Genomic DNA, 20,721 nt, shown 5'->3' with positions numbered 1-20,721 from the left:
TTCACCCCCGCCCGGTCGTCGATTTCGCGACCGTTCGGCGCCGACGCTCCGGATCGGGGGTGTCTGACGCAGTTCTTAAGTGAGAGCGGCGTGGAGCGTACCGTAATTCCCCGAACGGGCGTCGAGCGCTCGGATCGAACGGCGTCGAGGCCGACGAACGCGGTGTTCGGGAGTAAACACACGGACTGGAGGTCAGGATGGGACTGCTCACGAATCTCAGAGACAGCATATCACGGGTCACAGACGGGCTGTTCGCGGCCGACGAACCCAAAAGGATCGGGATCTACGGACCGCCGAACGCCGGGAAAACGACCCTCGCCAACCGGATCGCACGCGACTGGACGGGTGACGCCGTCGGGCCGGAGAGCCACATCCCCCACGAAACCCGCCGGGCACGCCGGAAGGAGAACGTGGAGATCGAACGCAACGGGCGGTCGGTCACCATCGACATCGTCGACACGCCGGGCGTGACGACGAAGGTCGACTACAAGGAGTTCTTGGACCACGACATGGAGAAAGACGACGCCGTCCGCCGGTCGCGCGAGGCGACCGAGGGCGTCGCGGAGGCGATGCACTGGCTCCGCGAGGACGTCGACGGCGTCATCTACGTGCTCGACGCGACCACGGACCCGTTCACGCAGGTGAACACGATGCTGATCGGGATCATCGAGTCGCAGGACCTCCCGGCGCTCATCCTCGCGAACAAGACGGACCTGCCGGGGGCGGACGTCAAGCAGATCGCGAACGCGTTCCCGCAACACGAGACGATCCCCCTCTCGGCGCTGGAGGGTGACAACATGGACGAAGTGTACACCAAAATCGCGGAGTACTTCGGCTGATGCCTGGCCCGAAAGCCAACGTCGGCGCCGCGGACGACGACCCCGACGACTCCGGCGACGGCGTCCGGATCGACATGATAAGCGGCGCGCGGATGGAGGGGCTCACGAGCATGGAGAAGATCCGTCTCATCCTCGACGGCGTCCGCGACGGCAACATCGTCATCTTAGAGGAGGGGCTCTCGCCCGACGAGGAGTCCCGACTCATCGAGGTGACGATGACGGAGATCAGCCCCGACGACTTCACCGGGATCGAGATCGAGACGTACCCGAAGGCCGAGGCCGGCGACCAGAGCTTCCTCGACAAGCTAATGGGGCGGGAGTCGACGCAGAAGCTCACCGTGATCGGCCCGGCGAACCGGATCGAGACACTCCATAAAGACGAGAACCTCATCAGCACGCTCGTCTCCCGCAAGTAGATGCCCCACCAGTGTACCACCTGCGGGCGGACGTTCCCCGACGGCTCCAAGGAGATGCTGTCGGGATGCCCGGACTGTGGCGGGAACAAGTTCCAGTTCCAGCCCGCCAGCGCCGTCGACGACGCGGACCCGGGCGACGGGACCACCGCCGCCGGCGAGACCACTGATCGGACGGTTTCGGACCCGAGCGACCCGTCGGCGTCGACTCCGGGCGACGAGCCGGCGTCGACTCCGGACGAGCCGCACGACGACCAGCCGCCGACCGGCGCCGACCCGACGCCGACCGGCGCCGACGACGCACGGACGAGCTCTCCGGACCCGACCCCCGACACCGACGCTCCCTCGCCGGCGGACGCCGCTCCGGCCGAGTCGGCGACGCCCGCGGCGGGCGATCCGGACGGCACGGAGCAGATCGCGGACCGGAGCGACGAGGACACCGCACAGGCGAGCGCTCGCTCCGATGTCGTCTCTCCGGACGAACTCGACCGCGCGAGCCGCGAGGTCGACGCCGAGGAACCGGAGTCGACGGACGAGGGGCCCCGACCCGGCCTCGACGCGCTCCGCGACGAACTCAACGAGCAGTTCGAGAGCATCCGCATCGTCAGCCCCGGGCAGTACGAACTCAACCTGATGGAACTATACGACAGACAGGAGTACATCATCTCCCTTCAGGAGGACGGCCGGTACGTCATCGAGATGCCCGACGCGTGGGGCATCGAGGACGAGTGACCCCCCGCCTCCCCTAATCCGAACCCTGACCGCCGCGCATTCGACCGCCGAAGCGGAATCCCGTCGATCAATTTTCACGTCTCACCTCCGTTCTATTCCCGTGTTTCACCGCCGCTCGACCCCGTATTCGGCCGACACGGCGTTTCGGGCGACCCTTGTGGAATAAGACACTGTTATGCGGCTTCCACCGCTACGGGGTCGCATGTTTACCGATCGCTTCCGCCGACCGGGCCGGAATTCCGGTTCCGGATCGGTCCCTACCGTCTCGCTCGCCCGCCGTCGACCGGCCGCCGGATCCCGATCCTCTCGGACTGCTGACGAGGTATCCCGATGCGCGTGATCGCGAAGTTCGGGGGCACGAGCCTCGGTAGCGGCGACCGGATCGAGCGCGCGGCCGACTCGGTCGCGAGCGCTGTCGCGGCCGGGCACGAGATCGCGGTCGTCGCAAGCGCGATGGGGTCGACCACCGACGACCTCCTCGACGACATCACCTTCGAGACGGACGACGCCGACCGCGCGGAGATCGTTTCGATGGGCGAGCGCACCAGCGTCCGGATGTTGAAGGCCGCGCTCTCGGTCCGGGACGTCGACGCCGTCTTCCTCGAACCCGGCCACCCCGACTGGCCCGTCATCACGAACGAACTCGGCGAGGTCGACGTGGCAGAGACGAAGCGCCGAGCCCGAGAGATCGCCGCCGACATGGACGGCGTCGTCCCGATCATCACCGGGTTCCTCGCCGAGGACCACGAGGGGAACGTCACCACCCTCGGGCGCGGCGGGTCGGACACGACAGCCGTCATGCTCGGCAACTACATGGACGCCGACGAGGTCGTCATCGTCACCGACGTGGAGGGCGTGATGACCGGCGACCCCCGCGTGGTCGAGGGCGCCCGCAACGTCGGCGAGATCACCGTCGACGAGCTGCGGAACCTCTCGTTCCGCGGCGCCGAAGTGGTCGCGCCGTCGGCGCTCTCGTACAAGGACGAGGATCTCGACGTCCGGGTCGTCCACTACCAGCACGGCGACCTCCTCCGCGGCGGCACCCGGATCGAAGGCGAGTTCGAGAGCCTGATCGACATGCGCGAGGAGCCGTTGGCGTGTCTCACCATCGCGGGCCGAGCGATCCGGAACCGCCCGGGGATCCTCTCCGAACTGGCGAGCGCGCTCCGCGCCGAGGAGATCAACATCGACGCGGTCGCCTCCGGGATGGACTCGGTCACCTTCTACGTCGACGTCGAGGTCGCCGAGACCGCAGAGGCGCTGCTCCACGAGTCGGTCGTCACCGACGAGGCGCTCTCCTCGGTCACCGTGGCCGACCCGATCGCCGTGATCCGCGTCACGGGCGGAGAACTCCCCAACCAGTCGGGCGTCATTCAGGACATCATCGCGCCCATCGCGGACGCCGGCATCAACATCATCGACCTGATCACGAGCGCCACCTCCGTCGCGGTGTTCGTCGACTGGGACGACCGCGAGACCGCCCTCGAAATCGTCCAAGACCGGTTCGACTGAGCTGCTCCCACGGCGACGCCGTCGCCGGTGGCGGCGTCTGACTCGAACCGGAACGACCGCGCCGTCACTCGCTCGCGTCCGGATCGAACCGGTACCGCGTCGTCGACGCGCCGTCGATCCGCGGCCCGGAGCCGACCGCCTCGAACCCGAGCGCTCGGGCCGCCTCGACCGCGGTCCCGTCGGTCGGGAGCACCGCCTCCACGGTCATCCCCTCTCGGGTCGCGAACCGCACCGGCTCCTCGAACAGTCGGCCGAGGGCGTCCGGATCCCCCTCCACGTTCGTCACGTGGACGACGCCGTCGCGCACGTCGAACGCGACGAACCCGAGCACCGAGTCGGCCGGCGTGTCCGCCCCGTCGTCGCCGTCCCGACCCGTCGCCGTCTCTCCGTCGGTCGCGTCACTGTCATCGGCCGCCCCGCCGTCGTCGGTCGCCGCGATGCGGACCGACCGGTCGTGGATCATGTCGCGAACGACGCCGCTCGGCCGCCCCGTCATCGACGCCAGCGCCGCGGCGTCGGCCTCGACCGCGTCGCGAACTCGCATACGTTCGCACTCTCGCCCGACGACATAAAGTCGCTGCCGCGCGGTCGGCGCCGACCGGATGATTTTAACGACGGGCGGACGCACTGACGCGCATGTCCAAACCAACCAAGATCGTGGTCGGAACGGTCGGCGTCTCGGCCGTCCTCTCGGTGCTCATCGTCCTCTCGTACGTCTTCGCCTGATGTTCTCGTCTCGGCCACTCGACGACGACCTCGCGGCGGTCCGCGACCAGCACGCCCCGGGATCGCCCGTTCTCGACGTCGACTCCGACTTCGAGACCCTGCCGCCGGCCGCGGCGGAGGATCTCGGCCTCTTCGTCGACGGACTCGACCCCGCCTCGTACCCCACCGAGTGGCTTCCGGACGCGGTGCCGGACCTGCTCCGCAAACACGCCGGACCGGCGTTCACGGTCGGACTGCCCGGCGACGGGACCGTCGTCCGGACCACGCAGACCGACCCGCACGCCGTGCTCGTCAAGCAGCGCGCGGAGGGGACCCCGGACGGCTTCCTCGCGTTCCTGATCGCCGAGCGACTGGTCCAGATCGGCTGTGACCCCGCCCTGCCCGAAGCGTTTCTCCCCTTCTTCGGCGAGCGGTACCGCGACCTCGACGCGGCGATCCGCCGGCCCGATCCGGAGACCGGAGCGTCGACGACCGGCTTCGGACCGACCGACGTCTTCCAGGTCGCGAACGCGCTGTTCGACGCGTGGGTGGGGCTCCACACCCGCGACGCGTTCGCCTCGTGGGCGGACGAGTATCCTCGGCTGTACGAGGCCTGGGTCGACGCGGGCGACCGTCTCTCCGGGCGGCTCGGTGGCCTCTCCGGGGAGGTCGCGCGCGGCGACACCGAGTTCCCGGCCGCGACGGAGTACGCCTGCTCGGCCGTCAAACACGGCCTCGACCTCCCGGCGCCGTACGGTGCGCTCGACACGGCGGCGTACCGCGACCGCGGCGCCGACTACGCGGTCACGTGGGCGGAGAAGACGTTCGACGCGCTGTTCGACGACGAGGCGTAACCGCACGCTCCGGCGCGTCGTAACCGCACGCTCCGACGCGGAGCGCGGTCCCGTCTTCCGTCACTGGTATACCATTTCGACCGAACGCCGGCGTCGCCGCTCAGAGGTCGACGGTGACGTTCCCTTCCCCGTCGAGGTCGATCACGCCGTCGAACAGCGCTCGGAAGCGATCGAGCGTCGCGACCTCGTGGACCTCCTCCGAGAGGTGGAAGATGCCGACCGCGTCGTGTTCGTCGAGGAGGTCGAGTATCTCGGCGGCGGCGTCGTACACCGCGTCGTCGTCGGCGTAGTAGGCCATCTCCGTGAGCGAGTCGACGGAGACGCGTCGCTTCCCCTCCTTTTCGGTGAGGAACCGCTCGACGCGGTCGACGACGCCGTCGAGGTCGTCCGGCGCGGAGACGTAGTAGACGTCGTCGGCGGTGCGGCGCGAGTAGCCGCGCTCGACCGAGAGCGTGTCGAGGATCGTCGCCTTCGTCTCGTCGACGTCGTAGTACTCGAGTTTCTGTTCGACCTCGCGGGCGGTCGTCCGAGTGGAGACGACGAGGAAGGCGTCCGTGTCGGTCTTCAGGAAGTCGGTGTCGATCCGGTCCGTCTCGCCGATGCTCGGGTGGACGAGCAGGAGTCCGGTCCCGCCCGGTATCGTTTCCGGTCCGTTCTCGACGGCGAGCGAGTAGTCCATGGGATCGGCAATCGCCCGACCGACTTAACCGTGCGGGCCGCCGCGTCTCCCGCCCGGTGGTGGTCGGTTTTTTTGCCCCGCTCGCCGTCGGTCCCGCTGATGCCCGGGCACGACACCGCGCGCGACATCTACCGACAGGCGCTCCCGGTGATATCGATCAGCCTGATCGCCGGGCTCTTCGCGGGGACGATACTCGCCTCCGAGACCATGCGCGCCAACATCGCGGAGGTCCCCGGGCTGCTCCTGTTGCTGCCGGCCTTCCTCGCCACCCGCGGCGGCGTGTACGGCTCGCTCGGCGCGCGGCTCTCGACGGGGCTCCATCAGGGGATCATCGAACCGCGGTTCCGACTCGACCGCCGGCTCACGAACGCTATCGTCGCCTCGTTCCTCAACGGGATGACCGTCTCCGTGTTCATCGCGGTCGTCACCTACGCGACGCTCGTCCTGTTCGGTGACGGCGGGAGCCTGTTCCAGTTGGTCGGCGTGATGGCCGTCGCCGGCTTCCTCTCCGCGGTGTTGATGATCACGGTGTTGATCGCGGTCATCTTCGTCGGCTACCGTCGCGGGCTCGACCCGGACAACGTCATCGGCCCGGTGGTCACGACGCTCGGCGACGTGTTCGGCGTGTTCTTCCTCCTCGTCGGGGTGGCCGTCGTGGGGGTCGTCTCGTGACCGAGCCCGAACCGACGGTCGTCGACGAGTGGGCGATCCGGCGGATCGTCGGGACGATGATCCCGCTTTTAGCCGCGCTGTCCGTGCTCCAACTCGTCTCCGGGACGGTGTTGGAGACCTACGAGGCGGTCCTCCTCCGGTACCCGGCGCTTCTGGTCCTCGTGCCCGTCCAGATCGGGACGGCCGGGAACCTCGCGTCGATCACCTGCTCGCGGCTCACGACCCAGCTGTACCTCGGGACCTACGAGCTCAGCCCGTCGAACCCCGCGCTCCGGGCGAACGCGGGCGCGGTGTTCGGGCTCGCGGCGACCGTCTTCGGCGCGGTGGGGGTCGCCGCGTGGGGGATCGGCCTCGCGCTCGGCGGGTCGCTCGCGCTCGGCCGAGTGCTGCTGATCTCCTTAGTCTCCGGGCTCTGCCTCGCAGTGCTTGTCGTCGTCGCCAGCGTCGCCGCGGTCGAGGTGTCGTACCGCGTCGGGCTCAACCCCGACGACACGACCATTCCCGTGGTGACGAACCTCTGTGACGTGGCCGGCGTGTTGATCCTCTTCGCGGTCGTCTCTGTCGTGTTGTGACGCCGCCGTTTCGGTCGTCCCGGACCGCGGTTCCCCCTGACGACCCCTCAGAACACGCTGTCGGCGGTCGCGGCGCCGACGACGCTGAACACCGCGCCGACCGAGACGGCCTTGAGCGTCGTCCCCCAGAGCTCGGCGCCCGTGACCCCCTGTTCGATCAGGAACGTGTCGGGCGCGTCGAAGAGGATAGCCAGCAGCAGCACGGAGCCGAACGCGACCACCATCAGCGAGACGAACCGCGTGGGGATCCCGGCGATCTCGCTTTCCACGTCCGGGTCGCGGTCGGTGTCGGCCCGATACAGCGCGGCGTAGCCGATCAGCGCCACGATGAAGGCGGTCACCACGCCCTGAATCCAGTGCATCCCGGCCGCCAGCACCCACACCTCCTCGGTGACGACGAACGGGCCCGCGAGCAGGAACCCGCCGACCGCCTGCTGTGCCGAGTCGGCGAGCCGGAACTTCGGTCGCCGGAGCGCCTTCGGCCGCTTCATACCCACGATGGTGCGCGGGGGCCGATAAAACACCGCCGTTTTTCACCGTTCTCCCCGTCGCTCCGGTATGAGCGTTCGCGAGGAGTTCGACGAGTGGGCGGCGACGGGGAAGGACCGCGGCATGGAGGACCGACACTGGCACACCGCGAAACACGTCTTGGCTCGGATGCCCGTCGAGGCGGGCGACGACGTGCTGGACCTCGGCACCGGCTCCGGCTACGCGCTCCGCGCCCTCCGCGAGCGCGGGATCGGTCGCGGATACGGTCTCGACGGCGCCCCGGAAATGGCCCGCAACGCCCACGGCTACACCGACGACGACGCCGTGGGGTACCTGGTCGGCGACTTCGATTCCCTCCCCTTCGCCGACGACTCCCTCGACCACGTGTTCTCGATGGAGGCGTTCTACTACGCCGCCGACCCGGTCCACACCCTCGAAGAGGTCCGCAGGGTGTTGCGGCCGGGCGGCACCTTCTACTGCGCCGTCAACTACTTCGCGGAGAGCGAGACGACCCACGCGTGGCAGGAGAGCATCTCGGTCGACATGACGCTGTGGTCGCGCGAGGAGTACCGCGAAGCGTTCCGCGAGGCCGGGCTGTACGTCGCCGAGCAGGACGCGATCCCGGACCGGGAAACGGAAATCCCGGACGCGGAGGCGTTCCCGACCGAGAACTACGAGACGCGCGAGGCGATGGTCGACCGGTACCGCACGTGGGGGACGCTGCTGACGGTCGGCGTCGCGCCCTGACCCGGTCCGTCGAGATTCGACCTCCCGTGGCGGCCGGTGCGAGACGGACAGTTGATCTCCCAACCGTTTTACCGAGCGCCCCGGTCATCTCCCTCAATGGACGTCCGTGCCCTCCTCGGCCCTCCCGACGGACACCTCCGTATCGCCGGCACCGTCGGTCTCGTGTTCGTCTTTGTGTTCGTGCTCTACGCCGCCTACTGGCGGTCGAACGCGGCGTACGGTGCGAGTACGGAGGTGACCACCCAACTCGGTGCCATCCGCGCGGTCGCCCCGGAGATCAGCGACATCGGTCACTCGCGTGCTACCGCCGTCCTCTACCTGCCCGCCGCGGCGATCGCTATCCTCGTTCAGTATCACGGTGGTACCGCCATCTACACGCTCGCAGCGGGCCCCATCTTCCCGGTCGCATCGGCCCTCGCGCGGGCGGCGTTCAGCCCGTTGCCAGACGTACTGGAGATGGAAGTCCTCGGCGTCACGCTTCCGACTCACCTTCGGCTCGGCCTCGCTGTCGGCGCCTTCGCCGTCGTCGTCGGTTCTGTTCTCCGTCGATTGAGTCCCCCGAGCGAGCGTTCAGCGTCAGAACGCTTTTTCGGCATGTCGGGGGATCGGCACAGAGCGGTCGTCATCATCGCTGTCGCCGCCGTTCTCTCCGTCCTGTCTACGTTGTGGTTATACGCCTCCTATCCGGCTTACCAGCCGTTCGGGTACGCCGTGTTCGGGGCTCCGATCGCGGCGCTCGTCTACTGGTATCGGTGCGGGATCGCACTGGCGTGGCTCGGTGACGCCGCGGCCGTCTTGGGACACGCAACCGCGATCGCGTTCATCGCCGATTCCCCCGACTACGTCCTCGATCCGGCCTTCTTCGTTCCCGCGCTCGCCGTCGCGACCGCGCTCGGGTCGCTCGGCGCGGGCGTCGCCGTCGGCTTTCGAGGTCTGTACGTGGTCGTCAGCCGCCGGGACACCGTAACGTCGGGATCACACGGGGAGTAGGTCGCGAGACGGCGCCCATGGTCTGACCTCTCCCCGACTCCCTCGCGCGTGCGACTCGCGCCCTCCGGGCGCTCGTCGGCACGCGCCACCGCGGTTCTGTCCCTCTCGCGACCCCGTTCCGACGGTTTAAATCGCGTCGGAGACCAGAGTCCGGTAATGGAACCGAGTTCGCTCTCCGGGCTCCCCGCCGGCGTCGGCGAGGCGCTCGAAGCGGAGGGCGTCGCGGAGCTGTACCCGCCCCAGCAGTCCGCCGTCGAGGCCGGCGTGCTCGACGGCGAGAGCCTCGTCGCGGCGGTCCCCACCGCCTCCGGCAAGACGCTGATCGCGGAGCTGGCCATGCTCTCGTCGATCCAGCGCGGCGGCAAGGCGCTGTACATCGTCCCGCTGCGCGCGCTCGCCAGCGAGAAGAAGACCGAGTTCGAGCGCTGGGAGGACCACGGCGTCACGGTCGGCGTCTCGACGGGCAACTACGACTCCGACGGCGAGTGGCTCGCGAGCCGCGACATCATCGTCGCCACCTCGGAGAAGGTCGACTCGCTGATCCGCAACGGCGCCCCGTGGATCGACGACCTCACCTGCGTCGTGAGCGACGAGGTCCACCTCGTCGACGACTCGCACCGCGGCCCCACCCTCGAAGTGACGCTCGCGAAGCTCCGGAAGGTGAATCCGGGCCTCCAGACCGTCGCGCTCTCGGCGACGGTCGGCAACGCCGACGTCATCGCCGACTGGCTCGACGCCGAACTCGTCGAGTCGGAGTGGCGCCCGATCGAACTCCGGACCGGCGTCCACTTCGGCAACGCGATCAACTTCGACGACGGGAGCCAGCGCGAGGTGCCGGTCGATCGCGGCGAAGACCAGACCGCGAAGCTCGTCGGCGACGCCTTAGACACCGAGGAGGGCGGGCAGGGCGGCTCCTCGCTCGTCTTCGTCAACTCCCGGCGCAACGCCGAGTCGTCCGCCCGCAAGCTGACCGACGTGACGGGGGCGCGGCTCACCGACGGCGAGCGCGACCGACTCCGCGACCTCGCCGACGAGATCCGCGGCGTCTCCGACACCGAGACCTCCGAGGACCTCGCGGACGCGGTCGAGAAGGGCTCGGCCTTCCACCACGCCGGGCTCGCGAGCGAACACCGCAGCCTCGTCGAGGACGCCTTCCGCGACCGCCTGATCAAGTGTATCTCCGCGACGCCGACACTCGCCGCCGGCGTCAACACCCCTGCCCGCCGGGTGATCGTCCGCGACTGGCGCCGCTACGACGGGGAGTTCGGCGGCATGAAACCCCTCGACGTCCTCGAGGTCCACCAGATGTGCGGACGGGCCGGCCGCCCCGGGCTCGACCCGTACGGCGAGGCGGTGTTGCTCGCGAACGACGCCGACACCCGCGAGGAGCTGTTCGAGCGGTACCTCTGGGCCGAGGCCGAGCCGGTCCGCTCGAAGCTGGCGGCCGAGCCCGCGCTCCGGACGCACGTCCTCGCGACGATCGCTTCGGGCTTCGCGGCCACCCGCGAGGGCCTGTTGACGTTCCTCGACAACACGCTCTACGCCACGCAGACCGACGACGAGGGGCGACTCGCCGCGGTCACCGACACGGTCCTCGAGTACCTCGAAGTCAACGGCTTCGTCGAGCGCGAGCGCGACGGCGGCGCCGAGAGCCTGGCCGCGACCGGCATCGGCCACACCGTCTCGCGGCTCTACCTCGACCCGATGAGCGCGGCCGAGATACTCGACGGACTCCGGACCGTCGCGGACGGCGCCGACGCGACGCCCGACGCCGAGGGCGACGCGTTCGTCCCGGCGGACGGCGCGGACTCGGACGCCGACGAACCGGGCTTCACCACGTACACTCGGGGGGACGCTGCGGGGACCGCCGGCGAGGACGACGGCGAGGAGTCGGAGGGAGCGGCCGGCTCGGACTCTCCCGCGGTCACCCCGCTCGGGCTCTACCACCTCGTCAGCCGGACGCCGGACACCTACGAGCTGTACCTCAAGTCCGGCGACCGGGAGACGTACACCGAGGTGTGCTACGAGCGCGAGACGGAGTTCCTCGGCGACGTGCCCTCGGAGTACGAGGAAGTTCGGTTTGAGGACTGGCTCGCCGCGCTGAAGACGGCCCGCCTGCTCGAAGACTGGGCGAACGAGGTGGACGAAGACCGGATCACGGAGCGGTACGGCGTCGGTCCGGGCGACATCCGCGGCAAGGTCGACACCGCCGAGTGGCTCCTCCGGGCCGCGGAGACGCTCGCGAGAGACGTCGAGGGGATCGACGGCGACGTGGTCGTCCGGGTCCGCGAGGCCCGCAAGCGGCTGGAGTACGGGGTCCGCGAGGAACTCCTCGATCTGGCCGGCGTCCGGAACGTCGGTCGCAAGCGCGCCCGCCGACTCTACGAGGCCGGCATCGAGAGCCGCGCCGACCTCCGCGAGGCGGACAAAGCGGTCGTGCTCGGCGCGCTCCGCGGCCGCGAGCGCACCGCGGAGCGCATCCTGGAGAACGCCGGCCGCGAGGACCCCTCGCTGGACGGGGTCGACCCCGACAGCTCGGCCTCGGCGGCGGCGACCGCGGGCGCGGACGCCGACGGCGACGGCGACGGACAGGCCAGTCTGGGTGATTTCGGATGACCGACGCGGCGGCGGGATCGACGCCGGAGCCCGCACCCGACCCCGGGGTCAGACTCGTGGCGGGCACCGTCGACATCGACGACCTCGACGCGTTCCTCGCCGACTGCGACGCGATCGCCGCCGACACCGGGGCTGTCGTTCAGGCGTTCGACGCCGACCTCGTCGTCTCCGCGACGCAGCTCCGCGAGGCGGCGCGGCTCGCCGCCAGAGCGATCGCCCGCGGCGAGGCGGTCGCCCGCGACCCCGGCGTCGAGATCTTACTGTACGCCGCCGGACGCAGGCAGATCGACCGCGCGCTCGAACTCGGCGTCTCGGAAGGGGAGCGGTCGGTGGCGATCCTCGTCGCGGACTTCGGCGACGTGCCCGGCGCTGACCGCCCGGCCGCGGATCTCCCCGCCGCGGTCGAGGCGGCCCGATCGCTCGCCGTCGACTCGGCCCGATCGCTCCCGGGCGACTCGATCGACCGCCCCGACGCTAAGGGCCCGGCCGACGGCGACCACTTCGAGGCCGCGTTCGACGAGGACCGCGTCCGCGAGTTCTACGGCGTCACCGACCGCGAACTCGCCGCGACGAACGGCGGCGTGGCCGACGTCGTCCGCGAGCGCGTCGCGCTGCTCGACGTCGAGAAGTGAGAGCGCAAACCCCTTCGTTTCGACTGGAGACCACCGGACGCGGACGCCTCTCCGGCCCAGTCGAAACGAGGAAACAGCAGAAGTAGTCCATCCTGGATTCGAACCAGGGTCGTTGCCCCCAGAAGGCAACAGGATTGGCCACTACCCCAATGGACTGCGTACTCACGAGTAGCCCGCACGTCTTTGTAAGCGTTGCGCGTTACGTCCGCCGTGCGATCGGTTGACGCCGTCGGGTCCTTCCGGCGCTCCTCGTGGGTCCGGCTGGACTCCTGTTCCCTCTACTGGATCGCGTTCGTGATTACATCGACGCGTTTTACACGACTCAATCCGCACGAAGCTGTATGTACGTCGGACGATTCGTCGTCGTCGCGCCCGGCATCGGTGGCTACCGCGTCTCCTCGCGCTCGTTCCCGAACCGCCGCGTCCGCGATCGCGACGGCACGCTCACCGTCGGCCCGACCGCGGGCGCGCCCGAGACGGACAACCCGTACGTCTCCTACAACTGCGCCCGCGCCGTCGAGACGCCGACGGGCGAGTCGCTCGCGGTCCTCGGAAACGGCTCGCACGTCGACCCGATCGCCGAGAAGCTGGAGCTGGGCTACCCCGCCCGCGACGCGCTCGCGTCGCCGCTCCTCGCGCTCGACTTCGAGAAGGACGACTACGACACCCCGCGGATCGCCGGCGTCGTCGGCGCCGAGACGGCGACGATCGGCGTCGTCCGCCGCGACGCGCTGCTCGTCGAGACCGTCGACGATCCCACCGTGGTCGCGACCTACGAGACGGACGCCCCGGAGCCGTACGACCTGACGGCGACCGACGCCGCGTCCGCCGCGACCGAACTCCTGGAGGCCGACCTCGAACACCCCGTCTGCGCCGCCGGCGCGACCGTCGACGGCGACGGCGTCTCGCTCGCGTTCGACAACGGCGGCGACTGACCGGCGGCAGTCGGCGTCCGCCCGACGACCGGCCCACCGCCGTCGACCGCCTTTCCGGCTCCCGACGCCTTTTGCCTCCGCCGTCCGAGTGACGCGCATGGAACGCGTCACCGCGGCGGACTACCACGACATCGCGGTCCCGACCGACCCCCGACTCTCGCCGGACGGCGACCGCGTCGCCTTCGTGCGCCGACAGCCGAACGGCGACGACAGCTACGAGACGACGGTGTACCTCGCCGACGCCGCGGGCGACGACGACCCCCGCAGACTCACCCTCTCGGAAGGCACGGACGCCGAGCCGCGCTGGAGCCCCTCGGGCGACCGGATCGCGTTCACCTCCACCCGGGGCGCGGCGGACGACCGCCAGCAGCTGTGGGTCCTCCCCGTTGACGGCGGCGAGGCCCGCCGCGTCACCGACGTGGTCGGCGGCGTCTCACAGATCGCGTGGTCGCCTGACGGCGAGCGGATCGCGTTCGTCCAGTCGGTGACGGCCGACGACCGCGAGGCCGACCGCGACCGCGCGGTGCCGGACGACTACGAGCCGGCGGAACACCCCGACCCGCGGGTGATCGACCGGACCGTCTACCGCGCCGCAGAGCGGTACTTCGACGGCCGACGCCCCGGCGTGTACGTCGTCGACGCGGACGCGACCGTCGGCGGCGTCACGGACCCCGACCCTGCCGACTCCGAGGCCGTCACCCGCGTCACCGACCGCGACGCCGACTTCGCCGCCCCGGACTGGGGCGACGCCGACACGCTGTACTACACGGAGGCGGTCGGCGACGACCCCGACGACTCGGTCGAGATCGCGATCCGCGCCCACGACTTCGGGTCCGGCGAGACCGAGCGCGTCCACACCACCACCGGCTGGGGCGCGGACCTCGCGGCGACCGCCGACGGCCGCGTCGCGTTCACCCACGCCGAGCCGGACCAGGTGTCGATGCGGCCGACGGACCTCCGCGTGCTCGACGCTGACTCCGGCGCGGTCACCGACCTGACCGGCGACCTCGACCGCGGGCTGGGTCGGGAGACGACGCCGCAGTGGGGCCCCGACGACGAGACGCTGTACTTCGCGACGCCCGACGAGGGGAAGACGGCCCTGTGGCACGTCCCCGCCGACGGCGCCGACGACCCCGAGCGCCTGCTCCGGCCCGGCACCGTGTCCGGCGCGACGGTCGGCGGCGAGGCGGGCGCCGGTCCGGAGTCGGTCGCGGTCGCCTACGCCGCCAGCGAGTGGGACCACCCGGGCGACGCGTTCCTCCACGACGCCGGCGCCGACGAGGCGACGCGCCTCACCGAACTCAACGCCGACTACTTCGCCGAGCGAGCGGTCGGCGAGCCGGAGGAGGTCCGGTTCGAGTCCGACGGCGTCGAGATCCAGGGCTGGCTGTTGACCCCGCCCGCGGGGGTCGACGCCGCGGAGTCCGGTGACGCGGCCGGCGACGCCGACGAGCCGTACCCGCTCGCGGTCGAGATCCACGGCGGTCCGCACGCGATGTGGTCCACCTCGGGGACGATGTGGCACGAGTTCCAGACGCTCGCGGCCCGCGGCTACGCCGTCTTCTGGTCGAACCCGCGCGGCTCGACCGGCTACGGCGAGGAGTTCACTCAAGCCATCGAGCGCGACTGGGGCGCGGTCACCATGCGCGACGTGATGGCCGGCGTCGAGACGGTCGCCGACCGCCCCGAGATCGACGCCTCGAACGCCTTCGTCACCGGCGGCTCCTTCGGCGGGTTCATGACCGCCTGGGCGGTCGGCCAGACGGACTACTTCGACGCGGCCGTCTCCCAGCGCGGCGTCTACGACCTCACCGGGTTCTACGGCTCGACCGACGCGGCCTACAAGCTCGTCGAGGGCGACTTCGACACGGTCCCCGGCGCGGAGCCCGAGTGGCTCTGGGACCAGTCGCCGACGGGACACGCCGACGCGGTCGACACGCCGACGCTTCTGATCCACTCCGAGGACGACACCCGGACCCCGATCTGTACGGCGGAGCTGTACCACCGACTGCTGCGGAAGAACGGGGTCGACACGCGGTTCGTGCGCTATCCGCGCGAGGGCCACGAGCTGTCCCGGTCCGGCGAGCCGGCCCACGTCGTCGACCGCATCGAGCGGATCGCTCGCTGGTTCGACGGCTACTCCGACCACCACGACGCCGAGCGCGCGCTCGACCGTCCCGAGGACGACGGGCTGACCGCGGGCGAGGAGTCCGACGAGTCGGACGAGGCACAGGAGTAGGCGTCCGCGTCAGCTCTCGGCTCAGCGCTCGTCGGGGTCGAACTCGTCGATGGCGTCGTGGACGTCCGCGACCCACTCGTCGAGGGCGTCGTGGAGCCGGCGCTTGGCCTCCGGGACCGGGATCGCGGTGTACTGGTAGACGTAGCCGCCGGAGTCGAGCAGTCGGCGGCGGCGCTCGACGAGCCCCTTCTCGCGCAGCGTCGACAGCGACCGGTTCACGTTCGACCGGTCCCGGTCGAGGGTCTCGGCGAGTTCGGAGACGGTGCTGCCCGGATACTCGAGCAGCGTGAGGTACGCGCGGCTCTCGTGGTCGCGCACGCCGAAGACACAGGAGAGGACGTGTTCGAACGAGGGGGAGCTGTCGCCGACGAGGTCCTCGATTTCGGGGTCGCTCATGCCGCTCGGTTCGCGCGCGGCGAGGTTAAATGTCGGTCTCTTCGGCCGACCGTCACTCCTCGGCCGCGTAGCCCATCTGATCGATACAGCCGCGCATCCCCGACTCGTCCGCGTGTCGGTGGAGGTTCGTCGGCGTGTCGCAGTGGTACGTCTCGCCGTCGTAGCGGAGGGCGACCTCGTGGCTCGCCCCGGCGACCTCCACGTCGACGAGGATGCGTTGCCCGTCGTTGAGGGCGTCGATGAGTTCGTCGACGGCCAGTTCGCCCGCCTCGACCCGGAGTACCTCGCTCATGGGTTCGATTCGACGGTCCGCGAGTTAAAGCCGACCGATGTGCCTCGCGGTCCGTTTCGAGTCGAGCGCCGACTCCCCTTCGTCTCGCCCGACGCGTCCGTTCACGTCTTCGTCGAGTCGGGGCCGCCCTCCTCGGCGGGCGGTTCGACGCCCTCGGCGGCCGCGACGTCCTCGGTCCGCTTTTCGGCCTCGACGTGCCAGCGGTCTATCTCGGACTCGTACTCGTCGAGAACGTCCGAAACCTCGGCTTTCAGCTCGTCGTCGTTGACGTTCACCTCGAAGACGAACGTTTCCCCGTCCTCGGCGCGGGCGACCTCCTGAACGTTGGCGCTGACGAGTTCGTTGTCGAAGTAGTACGGCGCCATCTGGGTCATCACGTTGCGGTAGACGGCGTCCTCGACCCTTCTGAGCGCCTTTCGGCTGGCGGAGTCCGCCGCGCGGGCGACGTGTCCGATCGACTCGCCCCAGCTCTCGCGGGCGCTCTCGGTGTCGTTCTCCTCGACCTTCTCGTAGGACTCCGTGAGCTTCTCTCCGGCCGTCTGGAGGTCGTCGCCGGGGGACTTGCCGGCGCGCTCGCCTTCCCCCTCGTCGACGGACGCCTGCGCCGCGGTCTTCTCCGAGACGTCCTCGTCGATGCGCTCGTGGCTCTTCGGGCGCCACTCGTCGAACTCGTAGTAAGCGCCCTCGTCGACGCCGACCTCGCGGAGCGCCAAGGCGACCCGTTCGCCGTGTTCGACGACGTCGCCCCAGTCGCCGCGCACTTTGAAGCCGGAGATGCTCTCTTCCATCGCGTGTCCCCGTTACGAAACGGACGCGTATAAGTCTCTCCGACCTGACGTGAGTCGGCCTCGGCGCGGCGACGCTACTTCCCGTACGCGATCCGCCGGCCGAGTTCGTTCGCCCGCCGCTTGAGGTCGCCGAGGAATCCCGCGGGCGAGATCCGACGGATCGCTGACTCGTCCACCTCGATCCGCTCGCCGGCGAACAGATCGCGCTCGGCGCGCTCCTCGGGCGACCTGTCGTCTGCCACCGCTCCGACGACGGTCGACATCGAACAGCGACCGCACGCCTCCGCCGTGACCTCCGGATCCACTGCCGGCTCGCGATCGGTGTCGTCTGTCATATACTATCATACAAGACGTTCTCACAGTTAAAACCACTCCTCAGCGTCCCTCGACGCGGTCTCGGCGTATCTCCTCGGACCCGACGGTCCCGACGAGTTTTTCACTCGCTCCGTGGAATGCGTTCACATGGGATATCGCGCCGTCGACGTCGACTCGGTCGAGCCGGAGCCGGACCGCCCCTGCGAGTGTCGGAAGCTGTCCGACCCCGGCGAGCTCGACGCCGCGGCGATCAACCGGTTCCGCGCCGCCCCGGGCGAACAGCTCCCGCTCGCGTACCACTACCACGAGACCCAACAGGAGGCGTTCTACGTCCTCGACGGCACGCTCGCCGTCGAGACTCCCGACCGGACCTACGAGGTCCCGGCGGACGACCTGTTCGTCGTCGACCCCGAGAGCCCGCAGCGAGCGTACAACCCCGAGGACGCCGACGCGCCGGTGACCGTGCTCGCGATCGGCACGCCGCCGGCCGCGGGCGACGCGGTCGCGTACGACCCGGACGATGAGTGACGCGGCCGACGACGGCGACGGGCGTCACGACCCCGAGGAGCTGCCGCCGGAGATCCGCGAGAACGTCCCCGACTACGACGACGAGTACCTCGACCGCGTCTCCGACCGGCTGATGTACAGCTACGACCTCGACCGCGACGTCGTCGCCGACGGCGAGCGGTTCGAGATGAGCGCCGAGATGCGGGTGCGAAACCAGAAGCAGTTCCTCCACCCCGCCCTCAGCTACGCGGACCACGACATGATGGAGCACGTGTTCGCGCGCCGCGTCTCGACCCCGTCCGTCGGCGAATTAGAGCGGCTCGTCGAGTTCGCCCACGGCGTCGCCGACGAGCGCGTCGAGGGACACGAGGAACACTACGGCACCGACGTCACCGTCGTGCTCGTCGCGGACCGGATCCCCGACGACGTCGCCTCGTTCGTCGACGGGTTCCACGACCGGACGCTGCTGAAATTCGGCTACTACGGCCACTACGAGGTGAACCTCGTCGTGGTGGCGCCCGAAAGCGAGGGCCTCGTCGCCAGCGAGAGCGCCGACACCGCCGCCGCGTTCCGCCTGTGGGAGCCGGTCGAGGACCCGGACGAGGGGATCTTCTCGCGGTTCGCGAAGCGGTTCTGGCGCTGAGCGCGCTCGTCGCTGCTCGGTCGAAAAACGAAAAACCGCACCGATCGCAGTCCGTCAGTCGTCGCTCGGTTCGACCGCGGCCCCGCTGCTTCCCCGAACGCTCGTGATGTTGTCGTAGCCGATCCGCACGAGCGACAGCGCGAGGTAGATGAGCACGAACGCGAGCGCCATCTGGACGACGGCCGATATCTGTCCGCTGAGCCCGGCGACGTTACCGAGGATCAGCTTCTGATACAGGTTGTCCCACAGCGCGACCCACGACAGCCCGAGCACGGTGATCGTCACCATGATCGTCATCGGGATGCCGGTGGAGGCCAGCTGCTTCGACTCGTCCCAGTTGGCGAGCCACACGGTGCCGGCCAAGAGCGCCAGCGCCGCGAGCAGCTGGTTCGCGCCGCCGAACAGCGCCCAGAGCGTCACCCACTCGCCGGAGATGACGAGCGCGTACGCGATGAGCGACTGGAGCGCGGGGTTCGTGTACCGGCCCTTGGCGAGGCTGCCGAGGTCGGTGGAGAAGCCCGTCGACGTCCCGCTGCCCTGCGTGCCGACGATCTCCTCCATCATGTAGCGACCGAGCCGCGCCGCCGTGTCGGTCGACGTGAGGAGGAAGCTCACCAGCACGAGCGCCATGAACGGCGCGCCGAAGCGCTGCGGAATCCCGAGACTGGTGAGGATGATCCCGCCGCCGGTCGCGAAGTTCGGGAGCGCACCGCCGATGCCGCCGCCCGCGGCGGCCGTCGTGGAACCGGCGATCGCGAGCGTCGAGATGGCGACGGAGGCGAGCAGCCCCTCACCGAGCATTCCGCCGTAGCCGATGAGACGGGCGTCGCTCTCCTTGTTGAGCTGTTTCGCAGTCGTCCCGGACGAGACCAGCGAGTGGAATCCGCTGATCGTCCCGCAGGCGATCGTGACGAACAGTAAGGGGAAAAGCGGTGTTATCCCCCGTTCTCCGATCGCTAAGTCGCTCCCGAAGAAGCCCATGTACGCCCCGATGGAGGGGTCGATCGTCAGCGGCTCCACCGGCGTCGTGATGAACGTCCCGACGATGATCGCCAGCAGCGCCCCACCGACGCCCGAGTACAGCAGGAACGACGAGAGGTAGTCGCGCGGCTGGAGCAGCACCCACACCGGGAGCGCGCTCGCGAGCGTCGCGTACACGAGGATGACCGGAACCCACGCCGCGACGTTCGGCTGGAGAATGGCGTCGGTGCTCACCACCGCGCCGGGCAGCCAAGCGCCGTTACCGAGGAACTCCAACAGGACGATCGTCCCCTGCGGATACGTTCCCGCCTCGACCGCCGGGAACAGCGCCATCGGGTACTGGATGCCGAGCCAGACGCCGCCGAACACGCCGGCGACGAACAGGACCGTCCCCGGTAGGAACGGACCGTCTAGCTGGTACAGGTAGACCCCGAACGCGAAGGCGAGCGCGATGTACACTAGGCTCGCGGTCGCGGCCGACGGGAACGCGTTCAACACGATCCCGACGACCAGCGCGAACACCGCCACCACGAGGATGATGGTGAGGAACGCGAACCACAGCAGCATGTTCTTGCCGCGCTCACCGACGTACTCGCCGATGATGTAGCCGATCGACTTCCCCTCGTGTCGCATCGACCCCGACAGCGAGATGAAGTCGTGGACCGCGCCCATCAGGGGGTTCCCGATGGCGACCCACAGAAGCGCCGGGACCCATCCCCAGATGGCCCCCGCCGTGATCGGGCCCACGATCGGCGCGCCGCCCGCGATACTCGAGAAGTGATGCCCCAGTAGCACCGGCTTTTTCGCCGGTACGTACTCCTGACCGTCTTCGTACTTGTGTGCCGGCGTCTCCTGCTCGTTGTCCAGTTCGACGAACCGCGAGAGGTACCGAGAGTACCCCACGTAGCCGACGGTGAACGTACTGAGCACGGCGACGACGATCCAAATTACACTTGTCATAGGCTCCCTGCCTCGTGGTATCGGTTCACTATGCCCAACTTAAACGTTACTTTCGTTCATGATGATTGCGCGATAACGAGGCGATCGCTCCCGTCTCTTCGGCGATATTCCGGTTTTTTGCTCCGCTCGCCGGGTTAAATTCGGGCCGTTCAGCGGGTGATCGACCTCGCGCGCGGCCGGTCCGCAGTCGGGTGATACGGACTCAGCCGGGGG

General features: G+C 69.4%; 24 protein-coding genes and 1 tRNA gene. 16 read left to right on the top strand and 9 right to left on the bottom strand.

Annotation, left to right across the window (positions count from 1 at the left end; all coding sequences use genetic code 11):
• Window positions 1–197 precede the first annotated feature (197 nt).
• The 4 genes from ABDZ89_RS09585 to ABDZ89_RS09570 all read left to right on the top strand — a co-directional run bounded on the left by ABDZ89_RS09585 (window position 198) and on the right by ABDZ89_RS09570 (window position 3,496).
• Window positions 198–839 (top strand): Era-like GTP-binding protein, encoded by a 642-nt coding sequence (locus ABDZ89_RS09585; protein WP_343778587.1) that lies wholly within the window; start codon window positions 198–200, stop codon window positions 837–839.
• Window positions 839–1,255 carry a DUF2073 domain-containing protein gene (locus ABDZ89_RS09580; RefSeq protein ID WP_343778586.1) on the top strand — a complete coding sequence of 139 codons (417 nt, stop codon included), beginning with the start codon at window positions 839–841 and terminating at the stop codon, window positions 1,253–1,255. The genes ABDZ89_RS09585 and ABDZ89_RS09580 overlap by 1 nt, the downstream gene beginning before the upstream one ends.
• The gene (locus ABDZ89_RS09575; protein WP_343778584.1) at window positions 1,256–1,984 is read left to right on the top strand and encodes an OapC/ArvC family zinc-ribbon domain-containing protein; all 729 of its coding nucleotides are present in this window, start codon (window positions 1,256–1,258) and stop codon (window positions 1,982–1,984) included.
• Window positions 1,985–2,314: 330 nt separating this feature from the next.
• Window positions 2,315–3,496 (top strand): aspartate kinase, encoded by a 1,182-nt coding sequence (locus ABDZ89_RS09570; RefSeq protein WP_343778583.1) that lies wholly within the window; start codon window positions 2,315–2,317, stop codon window positions 3,494–3,496.
• Window positions 3,497–3,560: 64 nt separating this feature from the next.
• Here the strand turns inward: ABDZ89_RS09570 and ABDZ89_RS09565 are convergent, their stop codons facing one another.
• Window positions 3,561–4,040 (bottom strand): hypothetical protein, encoded by a 480-nt coding sequence (locus tag ABDZ89_RS09565; RefSeq protein WP_343778581.1) that lies wholly within the window; start codon window positions 4,038–4,040, stop codon window positions 3,561–3,563.
• 92 nt (window positions 4,041–4,132) lie between these two features.
• Between ABDZ89_RS09565 and ABDZ89_RS17110 the strand changes: the two genes are divergently transcribed.
• Window positions 4,133–4,222: a hypothetical protein gene (locus tag ABDZ89_RS17110; protein WP_425544609.1), complete on the top strand. Its 90-nt coding sequence runs from the start codon at window positions 4,133–4,135 to the stop codon at window positions 4,220–4,222.
• Entirely contained in the window at window positions 4,222–5,055 is an 834-nt protein-coding gene (locus ABDZ89_RS09560) for a DUF7089 family protein (RefSeq protein WP_343778579.1), read from the top strand. Before ABDZ89_RS17110 ends, ABDZ89_RS09560 begins: the two co-directional genes overlap by 1 nt.
• A 100-nt stretch (window positions 5,056–5,155) precedes the next feature.
• Here the strand turns inward: ABDZ89_RS09560 and ABDZ89_RS09555 are convergent, their stop codons facing one another.
• Window positions 5,156–5,734, bottom strand: a complete 579-nt coding sequence (locus ABDZ89_RS09555) for a DUF7090 family protein (RefSeq protein ID WP_343778577.1) — start codon at window positions 5,732–5,734, stop codon at window positions 5,156–5,158.
• A 99-nt stretch (window positions 5,735–5,833) separates the two neighbouring features.
• Here ABDZ89_RS09555 and ABDZ89_RS09550 point away from each other — a divergent pair, with 99 nt between their 5' ends.
• Both ABDZ89_RS09550 and ABDZ89_RS09545 read left to right on the top strand, forming a co-directional pair.
• The gene (locus ABDZ89_RS09550) at window positions 5,834–6,406 is read left to right on the top strand and encodes a magnesium transporter (RefSeq protein ID WP_343778575.1); all 573 of its coding nucleotides are present in this window, start codon (window positions 5,834–5,836) and stop codon (window positions 6,404–6,406) included.
• The gene (locus ABDZ89_RS09545) at window positions 6,403–6,978 is read left to right on the top strand and encodes a magnesium transporter (protein WP_343778573.1); all 576 of its coding nucleotides are present in this window, start codon (window positions 6,403–6,405) and stop codon (window positions 6,976–6,978) included. Before ABDZ89_RS09550 ends, ABDZ89_RS09545 begins: the two co-directional genes overlap by 4 nt.
• Before the next feature lie 47 nt (window positions 6,979–7,025).
• Here ABDZ89_RS09545 and ABDZ89_RS09540 read toward each other — a convergent pair whose 3' ends face one another.
• Complete coding sequence (locus tag ABDZ89_RS09540) at window positions 7,026–7,469, bottom strand: DUF2391 family protein (RefSeq protein ID WP_343778571.1); 444 nt, start codon at window positions 7,467–7,469, stop codon at window positions 7,026–7,028.
• Between the two features lie 67 nt (window positions 7,470–7,536).
• Between ABDZ89_RS09540 and ABDZ89_RS09535 the strand changes: the two genes are divergently transcribed.
• The 4 genes from ABDZ89_RS09535 to cgi121 all read left to right on the top strand — a co-directional run bounded on the left by ABDZ89_RS09535 (window position 7,537) and on the right by cgi121 (window position 12,452).
• Complete coding sequence (locus tag ABDZ89_RS09535) at window positions 7,537–8,214, top strand: class I SAM-dependent methyltransferase (protein WP_343778570.1); 678 nt, start codon at window positions 7,537–7,539, stop codon at window positions 8,212–8,214.
• A 96-nt stretch (window positions 8,215–8,310) separates the two neighbouring features.
• Entirely contained in the window at window positions 8,311–9,204 is an 894-nt protein-coding gene (locus ABDZ89_RS09530; protein WP_343778568.1) for a hypothetical protein, read from the top strand.
• 156 nt (window positions 9,205–9,360) lie between these two features.
• Window positions 9,361–11,820: an ATP-dependent DNA helicase gene (locus ABDZ89_RS09525; RefSeq protein WP_343778566.1), complete on the top strand. Its 2,460-nt coding sequence runs from the start codon at window positions 9,361–9,363 to the stop codon at window positions 11,818–11,820.
• On the top strand, window positions 11,817–12,452 hold the full coding sequence (gene cgi121 / locus ABDZ89_RS09520) for a KEOPS complex subunit Cgi121 (protein WP_343778565.1): 636 nt from the start codon (window positions 11,817–11,819) through the stop codon (window positions 12,450–12,452). The genes ABDZ89_RS09525 and cgi121 overlap by 4 nt, the downstream gene beginning before the upstream one ends.
• A gap of 83 nt (window positions 12,453–12,535) precedes the next feature.
• Here cgi121 and ABDZ89_RS09515 read toward each other — a convergent pair.
• A tRNA-Gln gene (locus ABDZ89_RS09515) sits at window positions 12,536–12,608 on the bottom strand.
• Window positions 12,609–12,793: 185 nt separating this feature from the next.
• On the opposite strand from ABDZ89_RS09515, the gene ABDZ89_RS09510 reads away from it, so the two are divergent.
• Window positions 12,794–13,387, top strand: a complete 594-nt coding sequence (locus ABDZ89_RS09510) for an IMP cyclohydrolase (RefSeq protein ID WP_343778563.1) — start codon at window positions 12,794–12,796, stop codon at window positions 13,385–13,387.
• Window positions 13,388–13,484: 97 nt separating this feature from the next.
• Window positions 13,485–15,626 (top strand): S9 family peptidase, encoded by a 2,142-nt coding sequence (locus ABDZ89_RS09505; RefSeq protein WP_343778562.1) that lies wholly within the window; start codon window positions 13,485–13,487, stop codon window positions 15,624–15,626.
• 21 nt (window positions 15,627–15,647) lie between these two features.
• On the opposite strand, the gene ABDZ89_RS09500 is transcribed toward ABDZ89_RS09505, so the two are convergent.
• From ABDZ89_RS09500 to ABDZ89_RS09485, 4 genes are all read right to left on the bottom strand, one after another.
• Window positions 15,648–16,022: a helix-turn-helix domain-containing protein gene (locus ABDZ89_RS09500; protein ID WP_343778560.1), complete on the bottom strand. Its 375-nt coding sequence runs from the start codon at window positions 16,020–16,022 to the stop codon at window positions 15,648–15,650.
• Between the two features lie 52 nt (window positions 16,023–16,074).
• The gene (locus ABDZ89_RS09495; RefSeq protein WP_343778558.1) at window positions 16,075–16,314 is read right to left on the bottom strand and encodes a DUF8001 family protein; all 240 of its coding nucleotides are present in this window, start codon (window positions 16,312–16,314) and stop codon (window positions 16,075–16,077) included.
• Window positions 16,315–16,415: 101 nt separating this feature from the next.
• Entirely contained in the window at window positions 16,416–17,102 is a 687-nt protein-coding gene (locus ABDZ89_RS09490) for a DUF5828 family protein (RefSeq protein ID WP_343778556.1), read from the bottom strand.
• 74 nt (window positions 17,103–17,176) lie between these two features.
• Window positions 17,177–17,437, bottom strand: coding sequence for a DUF8007 family protein (locus ABDZ89_RS09485; protein WP_343778554.1), 261 nt, complete (start codon window positions 17,435–17,437; stop codon window positions 17,177–17,179).
• 127 nt (window positions 17,438–17,564) lie between these two features.
• Here ABDZ89_RS09485 and ABDZ89_RS09480 point away from each other — a divergent pair, with 127 nt between their 5' ends.
• The gene (locus ABDZ89_RS09480; RefSeq protein WP_343778553.1) at window positions 17,565–17,945 is read left to right on the top strand and encodes a cupin domain-containing protein; all 381 of its coding nucleotides are present in this window, start codon (window positions 17,565–17,567) and stop codon (window positions 17,943–17,945) included.
• Window positions 17,938–18,567: a DUF8052 family protein gene (locus ABDZ89_RS09475; protein WP_343778551.1), complete on the top strand. Its 630-nt coding sequence runs from the start codon at window positions 17,938–17,940 to the stop codon at window positions 18,565–18,567. The genes ABDZ89_RS09480 and ABDZ89_RS09475 overlap by 8 nt, the downstream gene beginning before the upstream one ends.
• A 54-nt stretch (window positions 18,568–18,621) precedes the next feature.
• Here the strand turns inward: ABDZ89_RS09475 and ABDZ89_RS09470 are convergent, their stop codons facing one another.
• Complete coding sequence (locus ABDZ89_RS09470; RefSeq protein WP_343778549.1) at window positions 18,622–20,508, bottom strand: carbon starvation CstA family protein; 1,887 nt, start codon at window positions 20,506–20,508, stop codon at window positions 18,622–18,624.
• Between the last annotated feature and the right edge of the window lie 213 nt (window positions 20,509–20,721).

It is taken from the genome of Halorubrum ejinorense, from assembly GCF_039522565.1.
Lineage (GTDB): Archaea > Halobacteriota > Halobacteria > Halobacteriales > Haloferacaceae > Halorubrum > Halorubrum ejinorense.
Note: the sequence above shows the minus strand (reverse complement) of the source record. Positions and strands in the feature narration are given on the sequence as shown.